The sequence below is a fragment of the Paraburkholderia atlantica genome (assembly GCF_000092885.1).
Classification (GTDB): domain Bacteria; phylum Pseudomonadota; class Gammaproteobacteria; order Burkholderiales; family Burkholderiaceae; genus Paraburkholderia; species Paraburkholderia atlantica.
The window spans coordinates 1,076,414-1,094,048 of the sequence record NC_014118.1 but is presented as its reverse complement, the minus strand read 5'-3'; the positions used below and the strand labels follow the sequence as shown (position 1 = coordinate 1,094,048).

Annotated in this window: 17 protein-coding genes and 1 pseudogene; 9 read left to right on the top strand and 9 right to left on the bottom strand. The window is 58.5% G+C overall.

Going from position 1 to position 17,635, the window contains the following annotated elements; all coding sequences use genetic code 11:
• Together BC1002_RS38985 and BC1002_RS20920 are read left to right on the top strand one after the other, a co-directional pair.
• Window positions 1–504: a three component ABC system middle component gene (locus BC1002_RS38985; RefSeq protein ID WP_013091989.1), complete on the top strand. Its 504-nt coding sequence runs from the start codon at window positions 1–3 to the stop codon at window positions 502–504.
• Window positions 444–2,429: a DUF3732 domain-containing protein gene (locus BC1002_RS20920; RefSeq protein ID WP_238538009.1), complete on the top strand. Its 1,986-nt coding sequence runs from the start codon at window positions 444–446 to the stop codon at window positions 2,427–2,429. The genes BC1002_RS38985 and BC1002_RS20920 overlap by 61 nt, the downstream gene beginning before the upstream one ends.
• 165 nt (window positions 2,430–2,594) lie before the next feature.
• On the opposite strand, the gene BC1002_RS20915 is transcribed toward BC1002_RS20920, so the two are convergent.
• A complete protein-coding gene (locus BC1002_RS20915; RefSeq protein WP_157874727.1) occupies window positions 2,595–2,951 on the bottom strand; it encodes a hypothetical protein in 357 nt (118 codons plus the stop codon).
• On the opposite strand from BC1002_RS20915, the gene BC1002_RS20910 reads away from it, so the two are divergent.
• Window positions 2,950–3,435 carry a hypothetical protein gene (locus BC1002_RS20910; RefSeq protein WP_013091987.1) on the top strand — a complete coding sequence of 162 codons (486 nt, stop codon included), beginning with the start codon at window positions 2,950–2,952 and terminating at the stop codon, window positions 3,433–3,435. The two genes, BC1002_RS20915 and BC1002_RS20910, sit on opposite strands and share 2 nt — an antisense overlap.
• A gap of 525 nt (window positions 3,436–3,960) precedes the next feature.
• Here the strand turns inward: BC1002_RS20910 and BC1002_RS37830 are convergent.
• From BC1002_RS37830 to BC1002_RS38980, 3 genes are all read right to left on the bottom strand, one after another.
• Window positions 3,961–4,362, bottom strand: coding sequence for a hypothetical protein (locus tag BC1002_RS37830; protein WP_013091986.1), 402 nt, complete (start codon window positions 4,360–4,362; stop codon window positions 3,961–3,963).
• Between the two features lie 143 nt (window positions 4,363–4,505).
• Window positions 4,506–4,865: an antitoxin Xre/MbcA/ParS toxin-binding domain-containing protein gene (locus BC1002_RS39780; protein ID WP_049870243.1), complete on the bottom strand. Its 360-nt coding sequence runs from the start codon at window positions 4,863–4,865 to the stop codon at window positions 4,506–4,508.
• A 116-nt stretch (window positions 4,866–4,981) separates the two neighbouring features.
• The gene (locus tag BC1002_RS38980) at window positions 4,982–5,323 is read right to left on the bottom strand and encodes a hypothetical protein (RefSeq protein ID WP_013091985.1); all 342 of its coding nucleotides are present in this window, start codon (window positions 5,321–5,323) and stop codon (window positions 4,982–4,984) included.
• A gap of 875 nt (window positions 5,324–6,198) precedes the next feature.
• On the opposite strand from BC1002_RS38980, the gene BC1002_RS20895 reads away from it, so the two are divergent.
• Complete coding sequence (locus BC1002_RS20895) at window positions 6,199–6,513, top strand: helix-turn-helix domain-containing protein (RefSeq protein ID WP_013091983.1); 315 nt, start codon at window positions 6,199–6,201, stop codon at window positions 6,511–6,513.
• A gap of 224 nt (window positions 6,514–6,737) precedes the next feature.
• On the opposite strand, the gene BC1002_RS20890 is transcribed toward BC1002_RS20895, so the two are convergent.
• The gene (locus tag BC1002_RS20890) at window positions 6,738–7,115 is read right to left on the bottom strand and encodes an HAD domain-containing protein (RefSeq protein ID WP_238538008.1); all 378 of its coding nucleotides are present in this window, start codon (window positions 7,113–7,115) and stop codon (window positions 6,738–6,740) included.
• Between the two features lie 261 nt (window positions 7,116–7,376).
• Window positions 7,377–8,736, bottom strand: a pseudogene (locus BC1002_RS20885) (phage integrase family protein); the annotation flags it as partial.
• A gap of 320 nt (window positions 8,737–9,056) precedes the next feature.
• Here BC1002_RS20885 and BC1002_RS39775 point away from each other — a divergent pair.
• Window positions 9,057–9,212, top strand: coding sequence for an antitoxin Xre/MbcA/ParS toxin-binding domain-containing protein (locus tag BC1002_RS39775; protein WP_083788716.1), 156 nt, complete (start codon window positions 9,057–9,059; stop codon window positions 9,210–9,212).
• Window positions 9,209–9,346 (top strand): hypothetical protein, encoded by a 138-nt coding sequence (locus BC1002_RS37820; protein WP_013091982.1) that lies wholly within the window; start codon window positions 9,209–9,211, stop codon window positions 9,344–9,346. Before BC1002_RS39775 ends, BC1002_RS37820 begins: the two co-directional genes overlap by 4 nt.
• Window positions 9,347–10,113: 767 nt before the next feature.
• On the opposite strand, the gene BC1002_RS20875 is transcribed toward BC1002_RS37820, so the two are convergent.
• Together BC1002_RS20875 and BC1002_RS20870 are read right to left on the bottom strand one after the other, a co-directional pair.
• Window positions 10,114–10,557: a hypothetical protein gene (locus BC1002_RS20875; protein ID WP_013091980.1), complete on the bottom strand. Its 444-nt coding sequence runs from the start codon at window positions 10,555–10,557 to the stop codon at window positions 10,114–10,116.
• A 224-nt stretch (window positions 10,558–10,781) separates the two neighbouring features.
• Window positions 10,782–11,570: an IclR family transcriptional regulator gene (locus BC1002_RS20870; protein ID WP_013091979.1), complete on the bottom strand. Its 789-nt coding sequence runs from the start codon at window positions 11,568–11,570 to the stop codon at window positions 10,782–10,784.
• Window positions 11,571–11,677: 107 nt separating this feature from the next.
• Between BC1002_RS20870 and BC1002_RS20865 the strand changes: the two genes are divergently transcribed.
• From BC1002_RS20865 to mhpA, 3 genes are all read left to right on the top strand, one after another.
• A complete protein-coding gene (locus tag BC1002_RS20865; RefSeq protein WP_013091978.1) occupies window positions 11,678–12,664 on the top strand; it encodes a fumarylacetoacetate hydrolase family protein in 987 nt (328 codons plus the stop codon).
• A gap of 111 nt (window positions 12,665–12,775) precedes the next feature.
• Window positions 12,776–14,080: a homogentisate 1,2-dioxygenase gene (hmgA, locus tag BC1002_RS20860; protein ID WP_013091977.1), complete on the top strand. Its 1,305-nt coding sequence runs from the start codon at window positions 12,776–12,778 to the stop codon at window positions 14,078–14,080.
• Between the two features lie 55 nt (window positions 14,081–14,135).
• Window positions 14,136–15,755 (top strand): bifunctional 3-(3-hydroxy-phenyl)propionate/3-hydroxycinnamic acid hydroxylase MhpA, encoded by a 1,620-nt coding sequence (gene mhpA, locus BC1002_RS20855; protein ID WP_013091976.1) that lies wholly within the window; start codon window positions 14,136–14,138, stop codon window positions 15,753–15,755.
• 451 nt (window positions 15,756–16,206) lie between these two features.
• Here mhpA and BC1002_RS20850 read toward each other — a convergent pair whose 3' ends face one another.
• Complete coding sequence (locus BC1002_RS20850; RefSeq protein ID WP_013091974.1) at window positions 16,207–17,598, bottom strand: spinster family MFS transporter; 1,392 nt, start codon at window positions 17,596–17,598, stop codon at window positions 16,207–16,209.
• Between the last annotated feature and the right edge of the window lie 37 nt (window positions 17,599–17,635).

The window sequence follows — 17,635 nt, the reverse complement described above, 5'->3', positions numbered from 1 at the left end:
ATGCATGACATAAAAATCTCCTCGGAGTATCGGGCGCTGTTCAATCCAGCATTCTGCGCAGTGCTTCTGCGAGAAGCTTCGCTATCAGCGGAACGAACGGCTAAAGTGAGAGGTACCGAATCGTTCAGTTTTTGTGCTTCCTTCCTTATTTTGCCGGCCGTATTGCACGAGCCAATTCGCCGGAAGTTGCCTAAGACTGTCGCGACTTCGTTCGCAACGTGGCTGAGCAGCAACCCGTTGCTTCGTTCCCAGTTCGTTTCTCTTGCTGGGATTACGAAAGAAATTACACGGCAAGGTATGCTATTTGGAGTTTCGCACGGAGCACTGAGCATTGAGGCAGGGAGACTAACGCCGTCGGGCTCGATGAAGCTCCAGTTGCCGGAGTATGAGTCTGGCGCTACTGAGATGGGTGAGTGTGTGCGAGCCGCTCAGTTCATGGGCCGATGGCTACCGTCGGCCGGCAATACAACAACAGTTTTGGCGCTTCTCGGGATGCGTGCATGATGCAGGTTATAGCGATTTCAGTCTACAGCGGTGATGGCCGCCGCCGCGACATACCATTCAAGCGCGGATTGAATATTCTTGTCGGTGACTCCAAGACTGGAAAATCGACGTTGATTGAGATTTTGGACTATTGCTTTGGTGCAGACGAGTGCTCGGTGCCAGATGGTGTAGTTCGCTCAAAGGTCGCGTGGTACGGAATCATGCTCCACCTTGGTGACCTAGGGCGAGCGTTCATCGCGCGACGTGCCCCAAAGCCACCTGCGATGGCTTCTGAAGATGTTTTCATGGTGTTGGGGAATAGCCGTCTCAAACTTCCTGCGGCAAACAATCTCCGCAAGACCACAAACGTCACTGGGCTCATTAATCAACTTACGTCTTGGGTCGGCATCAAGGAGACGCTCCATGTGCCGCCTCCCGACCAAACTCGACGTCCCCTTGCGACGAATATCAGGCATGCACTTGCTTATTGCCTGCAGACTCAAAATGAAATTGACCAGAAGGGTTACCTCTTCCACGGTGCTTCGGATAACTTCATCGCGCAGGCATTGAAGGACTCTCTGCCGTATCTTCTGGGAGCAGTTGATCAAGACCAGTTGGCAAAGCGATTTGAGTTGAAAGTGCATAGAGAGAAGCTTCGGGAAATTGAGAGGAGCCTCAAAGAACTGGAAGACATACGAGGGCAGGGTAGTCCGCGGGCTGCTTCGCTGCTATCAGAAGCTCGATTGGTCGGGCTGACGGCGATGGAACACTCAGAGTCATGGCAGGTAGCAAGTGCAGAGCTCAAACGGATCGCCCAGACGTCTCGCGGGTGGAATTTGCCTGACTCGGGAGATGAAGGCGAGTTCGAGCGCTTGTCGGCAGAGCGTGTGCGACTACAGGAGGAGATTCGAAATAAGCAGCATGCGATAGATACTGCACGTGCTTTCGAAAATCATGGTCTTGATTTCGACCGGGAGGTACAAGAACAGGTTCGCCGCCTTGATTTGGTTGATTTGTTTGCCCCGGAGCGAAGCTTAAACGAATGTCCTCTTTGTAAGCAGTCCCTCGAGCAGGTCGATGGTGAGACAGTTGCAGACCTAAAAAGCTTGCATGACAGCCTTACGGACCAGTCCGCCGCAGTACGCACTTCGACGCCTCACATCGAAGCGGCGATTGGAGACTACGAAAAGCAAATATTAGCCCTTCGCGATCAGCTTGCCGTTATCCGACTTCAGCTGAATGCGATTCGCGAAAGCGACCGGCGCTTTTTGAAATACTCGGACGACGCGGAGAAGCGAGCGTTGGTTGTCGGTCGTATTTCACTCTACGCTGAAAGCTTGCCAGAAGAGACCGATACCCACGCAATGCAGGCTGAGCGGGAGCGACTTGTAGGCATATGCAAAGCACTGGAAGCTGGGTTGAGCCATGAGGCAATGGCCGAGCGCCTTGAGTCAATTCTTGGGCGAGTCAACACATCGATATCGAGCCACGCGAAGGCACTGAATCTTGAGTTTTCCGAGTCGAATGTGCGTTTCGACATCCGGAAGCTAACTGTTGTGGCCGACACGTTGGATGGCCCGGTTCCGTTACGACGCATGGGTAGCGGCGAGAACTGGGTCGGATATCACCTCGTTGTCCATCTCGCGCTACACGAGTGGTTTTCCCGGAAGAAGCGGCCGGTCCCCAATTTTTTGATGATCGATCAGCCCTCGCAAGCGCACTTTCCCGCAGACTCGGGTGATGTCACGAAGAAAAAAGACATTGACCGGGCGACGGTCCGGCGTATGTATGAGTTGATGGCTCGCTCTGCAAGCGAAAATGAGCAAGAGTATCAAATCATTGTGACCGATCACGCAGAGTTTGACGATGAAGAGTTTCAAAAATATGTACGCCATCACTGGCGCGATGGGGAAAAGCTGATCCCTGAAGATTGGCCTCGATGCTAATGAATCGAGCGTATTTTTATAACCGACTCCATGGACCCGTCGGTTGCAAAGCTTGAAATAACGAGATACGACTTTCTTAAACGGCTCGTTAGCAACGGTGAAAGTAAAGGACATATGCATGCTGTGATTCTCTGGATACGACGATCGCCGAGTCTCAGTTAAGCCTTAGGACGGGGGCGTGAGAGGGTTGGATTTTGGCGCTGACGCACCGACTTCTGGTTTCCCGACCGTGTCGTCGTGGATCACATCTCCCATAACTTCATGGCCGATTGCCGTCTCCGACCCGGTCGGCGCTGGCCGCCCCGCTTGGCTCGCTGAGTCAGCATTGGCGCCGATCTGTTGATAAATTGCGCAATATGCGTCTTCCGGCATCGCATAGTTCCAGTGCTTGCACCAATGCTCTTTGGCCGTGAGTGCTTTCCTATGTACGCCAGCGCACATAGAACTTTCATTGTCCTTGCCGTCACCCGACATCGGACTATCGTCGAATGGTCCCGTTCCGGTCGACAGGAGGTGTGTCATGACCGACATCCCGCACGTCGGTAAGCCCCGCGTTATCGAAATCCCCAAGCTAGCAATCTCGGCAACATTCGCTTCGCAACAGACGTCCTCTCCGTTTAACGTCAGCCTCTCCACCGGGCGTATCTTCGGAGACCTGTACGTGCGCGTAACGGATATCGACGGCATGGAATTGCCACCGGGAGAGTGGCCTAAAGCGGAAAACTTCTTCCTGTTCGAAATATCGCCGGACGGCTCTGACGTGATTCAGGTCACCGATCTGCAACTTCAAGGGGGCGGAGAAGCGGTTGTTGGGCGGTTGGTCGCCCAGTTCTACCAGTTTCAGTTCCGCCATAAGCTGAATTTCGGGAATATGGGCTGGCATGAAGGGAACTGCGTGCAATGGCCGTTCCTTGTTGCCGTCGCTCCGGCTGGTACGAAGATCCGCGCGCTGGCAGATTGCGCAGGGGTAACGCTGGCCTCCGTCTCAATCACCATCACCAGGTAATCGATGCTTGGCCCTTGCGGTAGGCTCGCACGTGACGAGTGCAAATTGTTCGCGAGCCACCGTACTCCCCCACGCCTATCCAATGCGCCATCTTCGGTCAAGTACATCACGGGCGCCGTATTCCAGCGCGGTGGCTGCGGCACAGCTCCCGCGCTAGCTGGCCCTTGGCGCGCAAACAGCGTGGCCGTCCTTATTAGCGGCGGAAATTCTTCGACATCCTCGGCGCCCGGACTTCGCCCATCATCACTCGAGTAACCGAGGGATTCGCACCGGTGTCGTAAACGCGCTTCGGGGGCATCAGATTCGTCGTTTTTCCCGCTTTTCTAATCGGGGCGCAGCCAGAGCGCGAGGAAGGCAGGCCAAGGCCTGCGGCAATCATCAACGCGAGTGTCCAAGTCAGTCTGTTATCAAGATCCATTTCTCTCTTCGACATGTCGGTCTTGATGAGAGCCGGACGATCCACGCGCGTTTTGGTTTGGTGCCGGCGCGCTTGGCAGTAACGGGAAATAGCCGGAGGCCTCAGCCTCAGTCATTTTCGTGTTCAGGACAGCGCGTTTTGATCCCCACGATCCGAATCGTCTTGCCTCGATTGCCGCAAACCTCACAAAGCTGCTTGCTCATCGTTTCAGCCAGCTCGATCATGCCCGCTTGCTCGGCATCTAGTCCGTTCGCATAAAAGCAAAGTCCGCCGAATTTTTCTTTCACTTGAATGGCGACGACCTGCGATGCTCCGCGCTTCGTCGCGTGCTGCAGGTTCAGGCACAAGGCGTTGAGCAGGTCATACCATCCATCGCCGCACTCGAAGCCCCAAGTCGCGAATGCGGACGGCGCAGGAGGTACGTCCGAATCATCGGGATCGACAACCGGGTCGACCGTAAAGATACGGGGGTAGCTGGCGCGCAGCTTAGCATCCAGTTCAGGGCTCAATTGCCTTCTCCGTCGTTCACGTATTCGCGCAAGCCGACCAGTCTCGTTGATCGCTTTGGTCGCGACGTCAAGCCTCCTGCGTTCGCATCTCGACGACGCAACGCTTGAGACGGTCACGAAGCGGCCCCGAGTGTGATGGCTACTCACGCTGGGATCCCATGCATGATTCGCCCCAAGATAGCTTCTACCCGTTCGGCGCCGGCAGTGTCAGCCGCAGCCTCATACGGTGTCTTGCCGCCAAGTTCAGGATGAGGGCAGCGCATCCAGGCGTCAGCGTCGGTCGCGTCATCCCAGACGTACGTTGCGAGGCGCAGGAGCCGCGCCGCCAACGGTCGATCGGGAGCATCAAGGCGATTGCCGTCGTCCGTGCAGACGGACGAGTCAGCCTGCGAGGCTGCAATTGGCCCTACACATTCATCGCAATAGACGTGATGCCATTGGCCGTCCCGATACCCCGGCTTGCCACAGCTCTCGCAGATTTCGCGGCTTTTCGCTTTCCCCATTTCGCTGGCCCTCGAATGCGCGCCCGCGAGCCAAGTCCGCACGCATGTCCTTCCGTGATGTCGACGGTCATTTCGCCGGCGGACTGACTAATGTTCGTGCAAACAGGAACAACTGGCTACCAGTTCAACAAGACTCTCATGCGAGAGATAAGCCATTTCAATTCAGCGTGAGACACCCAGCCTTTTCGAGCGACCGCTGCGCGTATGCGGTCAAGGGTGACGTCTTTACTGTGTTCCGGATGAGCCGCAGCGTCCTTTTCGGCTTTCGGCATGAGCTGGTGCGCGAGGTCTTCACAAATTCTCCAGCGTTCTCTACGCTCGTTGTCGGTTTGTCCGGCGACGTATTTTCCCTCGGAAAGAACGACGCAAATCTTAGGTTGCGCACCGGCAACTACCTCGGGCGAGGTGTGGTGCGGAAAGTTGTTGGGAACGTGGTCGCTTTCAGAGTTTGTTGTCATGTTTGGCCTGCCGGTGCGGACGCCACCTTTCTTTTCAAAGAAAGGTCAGGCAGGCAATCTTCGCAGTACACGCGGCGGAAATTGATTTCCCGGAGCGTGCCTGAACTACCACAGCCCTCACAAGTGCATCGTGAGCGCTCCTTTGCAATTTCAATGTGGACGCAAATACGGTTCCGGACGTCTGAGGGGCAAAGGCTGCCATATACAAGTTCAACCTTGAGTTCGCCGTCTGCTTGCCCGACGTATGTGCAGTAGGGAAGGACTGGGGAGACAGCGCGGCCTGACGCCAGTGCTACGTCCAATTCCGCCATCTTCTCCGGAAATTGCAGTTGCTCACGCCAACAGGTACGCAGCTCCATCTCTGCGTCGTATGCCAACTGCTCGATGATGGAGTACCAGCCACTTCCACACATCATGCCGATGCGTGAAAGGCTCGCAGTGTATGAGTCGGGATGGTGTACCGCGCGGAAGAAGAAGGGAAATCGCGCGAACAAGTCTTCCTCCCAAGCCGGTGCGGACGACGAGAAGAGCCCGGATATCAGCTCGTTAGGCAGAGGGTCAACCGACTTGACCGGTTGGTGCGCGACAGGCGGATTCTCGATTGGCCGCGTGCGACGCTGTGCTCGAGGAGCAGTCACTATAAATCTCCATAATGGAATATGCGCGCAACGCGCGGCCACCTCGCGGCGGCGATTGCAGCAAGAAGCTCGACGGCCGGACGCATGCAAACGGCGACTTGACATTCGACGGTATGGCGGCATACGGACAACGAGTACAACGGGACGGCAGTGTACTAACAATGAATTGTAGTGTAAACAATGCCATTATATAAAATGACATTTTATAGGCTGTAGATTTAGGCGCTACAATGCGGGATGCTCCTGCCCCATATGGCAGAGAACGTTTCCCCGCGCCTCCTGGAACTGCAGGCGCTGATTGCGAAGAACCTCCGGCTCCTTCGTGACAAGAAAGGCATGTCCCAAGAAGTGCTTGCGGACCGTGCGGGCTTGCATCGCACCCAGCTAAGCGTTATCGAGCGAGGACTCCGCAACATGCGGCTTGATACGCTCGTCTCATTAGCCGCAGCGCTTGGGGTTTCTGAAACCGAACTGTTAGTCGAGAGCGGCGAGGAGCCCGTGGCACCGAGACGGGGCCGCCCGCGGAAGCGGACTGAGCCGGGTGCCGAGTAATTGGCTGCGGATTACGTGCTCTCTCGTCGTCAGCCAGAAGCTTCAATAAAAGCCTCGCGGTTTTCGAGGCCGTTTCTACTCCCCCGTGTGCACAACGCAGCTGTCCACACCAGGAGGGTGTCGACAGCTGCCCTGCGGGCAGTTCCGGAGTTTCACACGCTCGAAGCCTGACGCGCCGGCGTCGCCGGCTTGCTCCAGTTGTAGAAAATTCAAACCCCGATGTCTTAGGTCTTCATCTGACACGGCGAGATGTTTGTCCGTAAAACCAGCGCATTTTCATCACCGATTCCGTATGCAGAGTCAAGAAGCAGGAAAAGATCAGTCAACTCTCCCGGCTCGCGTCCGAATCGCGCTGCGCCGAACACCGCGTCGTCAACGGCGAGCCAGTGCTTCAACCCCTTGCCATAGACGTAGCTGGTGATGGTGTACGTGCGCGCCATGCCGTCGAGCACGTAGCTACGCCGAGGCTTGATGTCGCAGGTCGTGCCAACAACGCGTGGCCGCAGTTCAGGCGGCAGGTAGGCGATGACGCGCTCTTCCGGTAGCAGGCGCACCCAAGAGGTCGTGTGCACAAACTCCACCGCCGGATAGGGCGCGAGCAACTCAACGAGCAGAGGCGCCCTTCGTTAGCAAGTGCGAGCGCGGAGAGCGACGGCTGGACATTATTGAGCTACGCAATTGGTGTATGGCTCTGGGTATTCCGGCCGCGCGGTTCGTCGCTGAACTTGAGAAGAAGCTTTGACCGACCGGGCGCGATCGTCGGGCGCGCTGCCTCGTCGGAAAGCCAGCCGAACTTGCTCACGATCCGGAGGCCATTGCCGGATGCTGTTCAATGAAGCGGAGATCGTAGCGGCGAGCGAGCGTTACTGACGTGCGGCGGCTCGCCCGAATGCGGTCCCGAACTGGCGCGCCCGACGCGCATCGTCGCCGTGCAGGTACGTTGAGGTGGTCGAAATCGACGCGTGCCGCAGGTTGTCGCGCACCGCGACGAGTTCCACGCCACGGGCCAGCGCATGCGACGCATGCGTATGACGCAGCCAGTGCGGGCTGGCCTGTCGCAGACGCGCCGACAGGTCGGGGTTCTCAGCGAGAACGAGCGCAGCGGCCAGCCCAAAGAAAGCATCCATCACCTGGCGCAATCGTGTGCAGGCGATGGGATCCCTGCCGTGGGCTGCCGAGGCAAGCGATGCAACCACCGGCATGGACGGCTCCCATCGCTGGCGCGTCACCGGCAACCCGCGCTGCCGCAGGTACCGGTCGAGCGCGTCGCGCACGAGGGGCGGCAGCGCCACCCGGCCGGGCCGTGCACCCTTGCCGGCAACGCAAAGCCACCAATCGTCGCTGGCATCGACGTGAATGTCGCGGAGCCTCGCGCTGACCACTTCATGGGCCCGCAGCCCCGTCCCGTACAGGAAGTCCAGCAGGAAGCGCAGGCGCTGGGCGGCCGGCGCCTGCCAGCCGTAACACCCCTCGAGGCCGTCCGCGAGGCCGCGTACGATCTGCCACTCGCTGCCGGTCAGCGCGTGTAGCGTATCGAAGGGTGCAGCGTGCTGGCCGCCCCGCACGGTCAGTCCGGCGAACGGGTTGCCGAGCACGTAGCGCTGTTCGATGAGCCAGCGAAAAAGTGCGTTCAGCACGGTGAGCGCGTACCCCGCCGAGCGGGGCGACAGGCCGCCCGCGAACGATCGCCATTCGACGGAACTGCGCGGCCGCGGCGGACCGGTCCAGCGCCCACGCGGCGCCGGATGACGCAGGAATGCGCGGTACGCGATCGCATCGTCGGTGGTGAGCGAGGAGAGCGCGTGCTGACGTTCAACCGCCTGTACGGCCTCGTAGTCGTTGCGGGCATGAAGCAGGCAGGCGCGGCGCGGGGCCCGGAAGCGGCCGTGTGAGCCGTCCAGTTCGGGTGCCGCCCGCCCAGCGCTCCCAGGGCGCAATGCTGTCCTCCGGTGACGGCTGGATCCGGTCGACGAGGGCCCTCGCCTGGCCTGTCAGCGCGGGGTGGCTGGCGAACAGCGCTTCGACCTGCTGCGCGCCGGTGCGCCCGAGCCCGGGAATGCCGCGTCACCACAGGTGCCGTCGCGGCACCCGCAGCGTGAGTTCCGCGAGCGTCGCCATCCGGGCGGTGCACAGCGCATGGGCGATGCGCGGCGGCAGCCAGGCGCCGACGCTGTCGGTCAGCTGCGGCGCCGGGATCGGGGTGGCGCGCAGCACATCGAGCGCATGCAGATTGCGCACTTCGACTTGAGCGACGGCCTCCCCGATCTACGCAGACTGGTGTCGGCACGAGCTGCATCATTGCCCACGTCGCCCGTCGATGTTGCCTACTTCGATTCCCTGTCTATCAAGGCCACCAACGAATTGTCGAGAAGAGTGGACTGCCCATCGTGGGTGTCGAGAACATGAAGAAACCAAGTCCATCGCGGAGCTGGCAGGTTCCGTGCGGTCGCTGGTCAGTGGCGTGTCCGTGGACGACATGAAAGCCTGGCGTGAAATCCCGCCCATCGCGTGGCGTCTCCTGCGCCTCGCAACGTACGTCTGGGATGACGCGACCGGCGCCGACACTTGGATGCGCAGCCCGCAGCCCGCATCCCGAATTAGGCGGCAAAACGCCGTACGAGGCTGCGGCGACTGACGTTGCTGGCGCCGAGTTGGTGGAAGCCGTCTTGGGGCGAATTCTCCATGGGATCCCGACATGAATAAGCGCACCGACTTCATCAAGATCAGTAGCGAGTTCGTCGGGCAGAGCAGCTTGTCCCGCGACCAGTACGAGGATTTTGAGCTTGCGATGGCGGCCGGTATTGCGACCGCCAGAGAATTGGAGAACCCATAAGCACCAAGGTAACTCTTGCACATCATCGTGTCGAAGGCGAAGAACCGGCCTGGCATCTTTATGAAGAGGTCTTCGAATCAGGGGTGGTCTACCTCGAACTCGAGGGCGTCGCCGTGGAACTGCGCACACGTGAGTTGCGCTCTCACAATAAGAGTGGCGCGGACGTGGTCGTGCACCTTCCCGTCTCTACGGCCATACAGTTTGGGCTGCATTCCGTCGTCCCGTCCGAACGGTGGGAGAGCGTCTGCAGAATAGACAAGTTAGGTGCCCTCCGTCGGTTACGCGGCTCCGTCACGAGTGACGATGATCCGACTAAACCTATCGAGAACGACGAATAGGAAGCGGACTACACCATGCGAATGGCTCGTGTGGTGCAAAGCTTGCGTCGAAGGGACAACGACTCGTGTGGCAAATGGGCACTCCCAAGGACGAAGAGGTCTCGTAGATCCAGGCGTTCCCCGACACTGTTATCGCTGAACAGAGGGAGGCAACGCGAGCTTGTTGCCGGCGATTGTGTAGCAGATGCGTTGCAAAGCTTGGGCGGGGCCTTGGAATATGAACTAAATAGTAGAGGCGACATGATGAGTCCCAAAGATGATCTCGCAGCCGATGAAGCAAGGGTGATCCGTGCCGCGCTCGAAGTAAGCGGCGACGCTGATAAAGCATCAGACTGATTCAGACACACGCCGTTGCCTTGTTTTAGCGGTCGCGCGGCCTGGCAACTGGTCCGCGAAGGCCGGACTGGGGACGTGCTGCGTTACGTGGCGTTACTCAACGCCGGCAGCGTCGGCTGACACGACGCTTATCCTCAAGGCGATTTTGAACGCGGGCTCGAGCGGTGCCCCGAGCTGGAGAGCTTGTGGAAATTCATCCAGATTTCGTCCAGCGAGCTGCCCTTGAGAGGAATCCGATATGAAAACACATCGCAGTATCGATCGGACGACCCATTGCACGGTCGACGCCTTGTCGGCGAAGGCGGTCTCCGCGGTGATCAACGGAACGGAATGGTTGACGGCATACGCGGTGGGCAGGCGGTACGATCCAGAAGCACCCGATCTGCTTGCCGTGAAGAACGTGTGGAAAAGGACGCCCGGATTTTTTCCATCGGACTGTCCGGCCACACCTTTTACCCCGCCTACCTTTTCAACGAAACCGGCAGTCCGCTCCCTGAAGTCCCGGAGATTCTGCTTTTTTTGCAGGCTACAGTCCATTCCGGATTGCTTCCTTGTTTGAGTCGACCTGCAGCATGCTGCATGGCAGGCGTCCTCGCGAGGTCCTGGCGGCGGACGCCGTGACCGTCATAGCGGCCGCAAAGGACCATGCTGGGGGCGCGCTGCACGGGTAGGTTCCGCGAATTTCCCGCTCGCCACGTCGGTCTCAATGAACGGCGAGGCGTGCGCTAGATGGAAATCATTTTCTGGGGCGACTTGCCGCTTCAAGAACGGATCGGGAAATTGTGTAGTGCTCTCTTGATGCACGCGGCAGCAGATTGCAGCTGACGGTGCAGAACGGTGATGCGGCTATCCGACATGCGGCTGTCCACGGCTGCTACGCTGACGGCCGCAACCGGATTGTCGAGCGTGTCGAGGATCGCAACGCCGACCGCGGTCGTGCCTAGCGTGACCTGGCTGCGAATTAGCGAAAAACCCTGATTCCGGCAGACGTCGATTGCCTTGCGAAGGGTCTTTTCTTGCAATGACTTGTACGTGCCGTAACGATGGGTGAGGTAGTCGATGGTTTGCTCCCGTTCTTCCTCAGGGATGGCTGAGAGGATGGCCAGGCCCCCCGCGCCGAGTCCAAGGGGGCGACGGCTACCGACCTCTAATGTGATGACGCGAATCGTCGACGGACCTTCGTATCGGTCTTCGCAGACGGATTCGCTGCCGCTTCGGACGGAGAGGTAGACGGTGTCACCGATCTCTTCTGCAAGTTGGGCTAGGATCGGACGGCAAGGTTGCCGCAGGTCGTATATCTGGGATGCTGCCAGCCCGAGTTCGAACGCGAGTGGACCGAGAACATAGCGCTTGTTCAATTCGCGCTGAACCACCATGCGTTCCGCAGTCAGACGGTGGAGTAGTCGATGCACGGTTGAGTGAGGCAATCTGGCCGACTCGGAGATTTGCGTGAGCGCAAGCCCGTAATGCCCGGCGGTTGCCAGAATTCTCAGCAACTCAAACGTACGTTCGACGGAACCGGGGGCTGCGTTCTGCTTTGCTGTCGTCATCGATAGTGTTCACTGGGTGGAAATCTTGAACTGTCTTGCGCTGTTGCAGCGTAGATTTGCATCGGTCTCAAGTCTAGTCAATCTTTCCAACCAGTGGAATCCAGGTTATGAAACTTGCATCGCTCAAAAATGGCACTCGCGACGGTGCCTTGATCGTGGTGTCGCGCGACCTGACGCGCGCCGTGCCCGCTGCTGATATCGCGCCGACGCTGCAGTCCGCAATCGAAAATTGGAACGAGGCCGCACCGCGCCTCCGGGCTCGCTACGAAGCACTCAATGCCGGTGCGGCAATCGGTGCGTTTGCGTTTGATCAGTCCAAGGCAGAATCTCCGTTGCCGCGTGCGTACCAATGGCTGGATGGCAGTTCGTATCTAAGCCACGTCGAACTCGTGCGCAAGGCGCGCGGCGTCGAGATGCCGCCATCGTTCCTGCAGGATCCACTTATGTACCAGGGATCCTCGGATAATTTTACGGGTCCACAGGATCCGGTCTATATCGCGACCGAGGATTGGGGGGCCGACCTTGAGGCCGAGATCGCCGTTATCACTGACGATGTGGCGATGTCGATCACACCGGAACAGGCCAAATCGCACGTCAAGCTGCTGATGCTGCTCAACGACATTTCACTACGTCACGTAATCCCCGCCGAGCTCAATAAGGGATTCGGTTTCGTGAACGGTAAGGGCGTGACGGTGTTCTCGCCGGTTGCCGTGACACCGGACGAACTGGGTGCGGCGTGGGATGGTTCGAAGGTCAGCCTCCCGCTGACGGTCCATGTCAATAACGAGAAGCTCGGCGCTCCGCTCGCGGGTGTAGATATGTACTTCAATTTTCCGCAATTGATTGCGCACGCGGCCAAGACACGCACGCTTGGTGCAGGCACGGTGCTGGGCTCGGGTACGGTGTCGAATCACGATCGGAACAATGGCTTTTGCTGCATCTCCGAGAAGCGTGCACTGGAAACCGTTGAGCACGGCAAGGCGATCACACCATTCTTCCACTTTGGTGATCGCGTGCGTGTCGAGATGTTCGATGCGCAAGGCGCGTCGATCTTCGGCACGATCGACAATGAGATCCGGAAGTATCAGGGCTGATCGAACCCGGATCCACAAGGAGACCGCGCGCCCCTCGGACAGGTGGCGCACGACTTCGGGACGCTTGATACGCCATCCCGCAACGTGAACAGAGAGTCGCGAAGAGAGCCGATGACTACCCATACTTTGCCGAACGGCCGAACCTATATGAGTGGTTTCGGCAACCAGTTTTCCACTGAGGCTATCCCGGGCGCCTTGCCCGAAGGGCGCAATTCGCCCCAACGTGCGCCGCATGGTCTGTTTGCCGAATTGTTGTCCGGTGCGGCGTTTACTGCGCCGCGCGCGGAGAATCGCCGCACGTGGATGTACCGCATACTGCCTTCCGCCATGCACGGCGCTTATCGGAAAATCGAGCAACCCGCCTGGGAATCTGGTCCTTTCGGTGAAGTCGACACGCCCGCGAACCGCTTTCGCTGGGATCCGTGGCCCGCGCCGACGCTGCCGACCGATTTTGTCGACGGCACGGTGACAATCGCGGGTAATGGCAGCCCCGAGGCGCAGTCCGGCATGACGGCTCACATGTACCGTGCCAATGCCTCCATGGCAAACCGTTATCTGCTAAATGCCGATGGGGAAATGTTGATCGTGCCACAACTCGGCAGACTGACGATCCGTACTGAGCTCGGTGTGCTCGACCTTGCGCCGGGCGAGGTCGCCGTGCTGCCGCGTGGTCTACATTTTGCCGTCGATTTGGACGATGGCGAGGCAAGCGGCTATATCGCAGAGAATTATGGCGCGCCGTTTCGACTACCAGAGCTTGGACCCATTGGATCGAACGGCCTCGCGAATCATCGGGACTTCCTGACACCGGTCGCCGCTTATGAGGACGGACAGCGTAACGTCAAGATCGTGCGCAAGTTCCTCGGAAAATTCTGGGAAGGCACGCAGAACCATTCGCCACTCAACGTCGTTGCCTGGCACGGTAATCTCGTACCCTACAAATACGATCTGGCTCGGTTCATGGCGATCGGAACCGTCTCCTTTGATCACCCGGATCCCTCTATTTATACGGTGTTGACGTCACCCTCCACAGTGCCCGGGACAGCGAATTGCGACTTCGTCATCTTCCCGCCGCGCTGGCTGGTGGCCGAGGATACATTCCGCCCTCCCTGGTTCCACCGCAACTTGATGAGTGAACTTATGGGCCTTGTATATGGAGTCTATGATGCCAAGGCTGAAGGTTTTGTGCCGGGCGGCGTGAGTCTGCACAACTGCATGATGCCGCATGGTCCGGATGCTGCGACCTTCGACAAGGCCAGTAGCACGGAACTGATACCGCACAAGATCGCCAATACGCTGGCTTTCATGTTCGAGAGTTCTCGTGTGTTCAAGCTCACGCGAAGCTCGCTTGAAGCGGTCAATCGCCAGACAGGCTATGACGCGGTATGGGATGGCTTTACCGCCTCCACGTTGTGATCTGTGACATGCACCATCGAATTGATCGTGAATTTTTGAGGTGAGTAAGAGAGGCATGGAGACATACGACGCAATCATCTCGGGCTATGGCCCGACCGGCGCGACGCTTTCGAACCTGCTTGCCATGATGGGCATGCGTGTGGCAGTCGTCGAGCGCGACAGGGATATCTACGACAAGCCTCGCGCGATTACAGCCGACCACGAGGCAATGCGCGCATTCCAGGCCGCAGGCCTCGCGGAGGAAGTCGCGAAGGGAACCTGTCCTCACCCTGGCACTGATTTTGTCGGCGTCGACGGTCAGACCATCAAGCGCTTCTATCCGATGCCGGCGCCCGGTCCACTAGGCTGGGAGCCGACCTTCATGTTCCATCAGCCCACGCTCGAGGGTGTGCTGCGAGACGGGGTCAAACGCTTCGAGTCGGTCGATGTATTTCTCGAACATTCGCTTGTCTCGCTGCACCAGGATGCCGAAGGTGTAGAGATCAACGTCGCTGGACCAGGCGGATCGAACAAGACGCTGCGCGGAAAGTATCTGCTTGCGTGCGACGGCGCACGCAGCGTGGTGCGAAGTCAGATCGAGTCCACAATTTACGACCTTGCATTCGACGAATGGTGGGTGGTGGTCGATGCCGATTTGCACAATGATGTCGATCTTCCCGAGCGATGCGTGCAATATTGCCGTCCGTGGCGACCGGGTACCTACATCGTCGGACCGGATCGTCTACGCCGCTGGGAAATCAAAGTGCTGCCGGGCGAAATGCCCGAGTCGTTCAACGACCCCGCGCACTTGGACCGGGTGCTCTCGACCTTTGTCGACACGGGCGCCATCGAGGTCAAGCGTGTCGCGATCTACCGCTTCCATGCCGTCGTTGCCGAAAAATGGCGTGAGGGTCGCGTGTTTCTGCTCGGTGATGCTGCCCACCAGATGCCGCCTTTCATGGGGCAGGGTTTGTGTGCGGGTGTACGTGATGCTTACAACCTCGCCTGGAAGCTCGATGCAGTGTTGCGCGGCAAGGCTGAGGATGCATTGCTTGATACATATGGGCAGGAACGCCGTCCGCATGTCCAGACCGTCGTCGAAACGGCCAAGTCATTTGGTTTGATCATCGGCGAACTCGACGAAGGGGCAGCGCGGGAACGGGATAGCCGGCTGGGCGTGGAACTGGCGGCCGGTACAGCGCAGACAATTCGTCAATCGTTCATCCCCGGTCTGGCAACCGGTCTGCTGTATCGGGATGCAATCGGTGCGCTTGGCGCTGGCGCAGGCCAGTTGTTCCCGCAACCATGGGTGAGCAGCCAGGGCATCGGCCGTCTGCGTCTCGACGATCTGGTGCGTGGCAACTTCTATCTGGTCACTTGGAACATCGAGCTTGCGGCAGTCGCACGAGACATACTTGGCACGGTCGCATCACTCGCCGATGCCATGGTCGTTTGCGTGGGTGAGGCGGAGCAGGGTACAGCCGGTCTTGAGGCGGAGGTGATTGCAGTCACCGAGGAGCTTGGGCTCGTGGCACGCTGGCTCACGGAGACGGGGACTGTGGCAGCAGTGGTTCGTCCGGATGGCTTTGCCTATGGTTCCGCGCGCAATCAGGGCGAGCTGAAGGATATGGTCGTACTGCTCGGCAGAGCGCTCATGCACACGCGCCAACCGGAAGCAGGTGTACCTGTCATTTGATGGCTACGCCGAAGACCAGTCTGAGGAAAATACAAAGCCCTGAAGAGACGACGGAGCAGTTGCTCCTTCCACGCACCCTGGCGTGGAAGGAGATGGCCGGGCTGCTTGGCGCCCGTCGCTCTACTTATTCGCGCCGTCTGATTATTGCGGGTATCCGTTGCTAACCCGCGGAAGCGGGAATTCGTCCCTGCCCAAATTCAGACGGGGAGGGGCGGCCCAATTGGATCCCTCTATCGCAGTTGATTGAGGTCGCGCTAGCAGACTTCCGACGAAATTCAGACCCACCAATAAAAGTCATGGAAGCGTGACAGGAAGTGGGTGAGTGCGATATTGACGCTATCGAATCGTATTGGTGTGTTAGCGGAGGTGCGCGCCAACAGCGGCCACGGCCGCGCTCTGCAACGGCGCAACTATGGTTAGTTATCGGCATTCTGAATTGACCGAAGCCTTCCTAATGCTCGAGATTCCCTTTCAGTACGGCTCGCGAGGGAATAGAACGCACCCCGGATTTTGCTGCATGGTTTTGGTTTGCGTTGATCCACTCGAGCAATTCCGATCTGGTTCGCTGGTAGGATTTCTGCCCGGCAATGCAGGCAATGAAACCGGCAATTGCAATCGGCACGATAACGACAAGGAGCGAAGTGCCGATGAGCTTTCCGTCCTTGAGAACGTAATCGGTCACCATGGCGACAGAAGTCGGTCCAAGTGACAGCCCAATGAGTCCCGTGAAGATCGAATTCATCGCTGCAGCTTGGCCCCTGAACTGATTTGGTACGATGTCCTGGATTACGGCGGCTGCGGTCGAAAATGCCAGCGCGCTGCCAAATGTCAGCAAACCGAGAAAGAAGAGACTCACGGTCGCGGACGACGCGCGAGTCATACCGATGATGGATATGACCGCAATCGGCCACCACAGAAGCGGAACACGAAACCGACCGCCTGGTACGCCGCGCGAAACGAGCGCGTCACTAATATGACCCGCAACGAGGCAGCCACAGACACCTGCGCCGATCGAAACTGCTCCCATGATCCAGCCGACATCGGCCGGGGGTATGTGAAAGTGCCGGATATAGAGGGAGGGCGCCCATGCCACGATAATGTAGGCGATCGTGGCCGTCAGCGTATATACCGTATAGACGCAGGTGAATGTCGGCTTGCGAGGCCGCAGGTACGATAAAAACCGGACGCCATTCGAGGTTCGAACCATTTCCTGTCGCTCCGGTTCCTTCATCGTCATGACGATGATAGCGATGAGAATGCCCGGGATCGCAGCCACAATGAAAGCGATGCGCCATGTCTGAATGTCCGACACGACGAACCAGCCGTGATGAGTCAGCTTGCCAAGAATAGAAATCACCAGGCCGCCAAACAGGAGTGAACACCCGACGCCAACATAATTAGACATGTTGTAGGCGGCCAGCGCCCGTCCGCGCCGTTCATGGGTAAAGCAATCGGCAATCATGGAGAAGGCTGCTGGTCCCAGGCAGGCTTCCCCAATCCCGACTCCCATGCGCGCAAAGAAGAGCTGCCAGAATCCGGTGCTCAGGCCGCAGGCGATAGTCATCAAGCTCCACAGCAGTACACCTGCCGCTATGAGGTTTCTGCGCGTGTATCGATCGACGACTCGCCCGAAAGGCAATCCCATTGCCGCGTAGAACAACGCAAACGCCACACCTTGCAAGAGGCTGACCTGCGTGTCGGTCAACCCGATTTCACTGCGGATTGGCCCGACGAACAGGGAGAGAATGTTTCGGTCGAGAAGGGAAACGACGCTGGTGCAGAAGAGCACAAAGACAAGAGTCCACGCTGGGCGCCGGGAGAGCATGTTTGCTGGTACCGACATGGTGCCTCTTCATTAGTTATATTCGATACAAAGCGGA

Bases quoted from the DNA above. Each gene is read 5' to 3' on its own strand.
- BC1002_RS20915 (WP_157874727.1), bottom strand. From the start codon at position 2,951: ATGACACACCTCCTGTCGACCGGAACGGGACCATTCGACGATAGTCCG.
- BC1002_RS38980 (WP_013091985.1), bottom strand. From the start codon at position 5,323: ATGACAACAAACTCTGAAAGCGACCACGTTCCCAACAACTTTCCGCAC.
- BC1002_RS20870 (WP_013091979.1), bottom strand. From the start codon at position 11,570: ATGACGACAGCAAAGCAGAACGCAGCCCCCGGTTCCGTCGAACGTACG.
- BC1002_RS20850 (WP_013091974.1), bottom strand. From the start codon at position 17,598: ATGTCGGTACCAGCAAACATGCTCTCCCGGCGCCCAGCGTGGACTCTT.
- BC1002_RS38985 (WP_013091989.1), top strand. From the start codon at position 1: ATGCATGACATAAAAATCTCCTCGGAGTATCGGGCGCTGTTCAATCCA.
- BC1002_RS20910 (WP_013091987.1), top strand. From the start codon at position 2,950: ATGACCGACATCCCGCACGTCGGTAAGCCCCGCGTTATCGAAATCCCC.
- BC1002_RS37820 (WP_013091982.1), top strand. From the start codon at position 9,209: ATGAATAAGCGCACCGACTTCATCAAGATCAGTAGCGAGTTCGTCGGG.
- BC1002_RS39775 (WP_083788716.1), top strand. From the start codon at position 9,057: ATGACGCGACCGGCGCCGACACTTGGATGCGCAGCCCGCAGCCCGCAT.
- hmgA (WP_013091977.1), top strand. From the start codon at position 12,776: ATGACTACCCATACTTTGCCGAACGGCCGAACCTATATGAGTGGTTTC.
- BC1002_RS20920 (WP_238538009.1), top strand. From the start codon at position 444: ATGGCTACCGTCGGCCGGCAATACAACAACAGTTTTGGCGCTTCTCGG.
- BC1002_RS20865 (WP_013091978.1), top strand. From the start codon at position 11,678: ATGAAACTTGCATCGCTCAAAAATGGCACTCGCGACGGTGCCTTGATC.
- mhpA (WP_013091976.1), top strand. From the start codon at position 14,136: ATGGAGACATACGACGCAATCATCTCGGGCTATGGCCCGACCGGCGCG.
- BC1002_RS39780 (WP_049870243.1), bottom strand. From the start codon at position 4,865: ATGGGGAAAGCGAAAAGCCGCGAAATCTGCGAGAGCTGTGGCAAGCCG.
- BC1002_RS20875 (WP_013091980.1), bottom strand. From the start codon at position 10,557: ATGGACTGTAGCCTGCAAAAAAAGCAGAATCTCCGGGACTTCAGGGAG.
- BC1002_RS20895 (WP_013091983.1), top strand. From the start codon at position 6,199: ATGCTCCTGCCCCATATGGCAGAGAACGTTTCCCCGCGCCTCCTGGAA.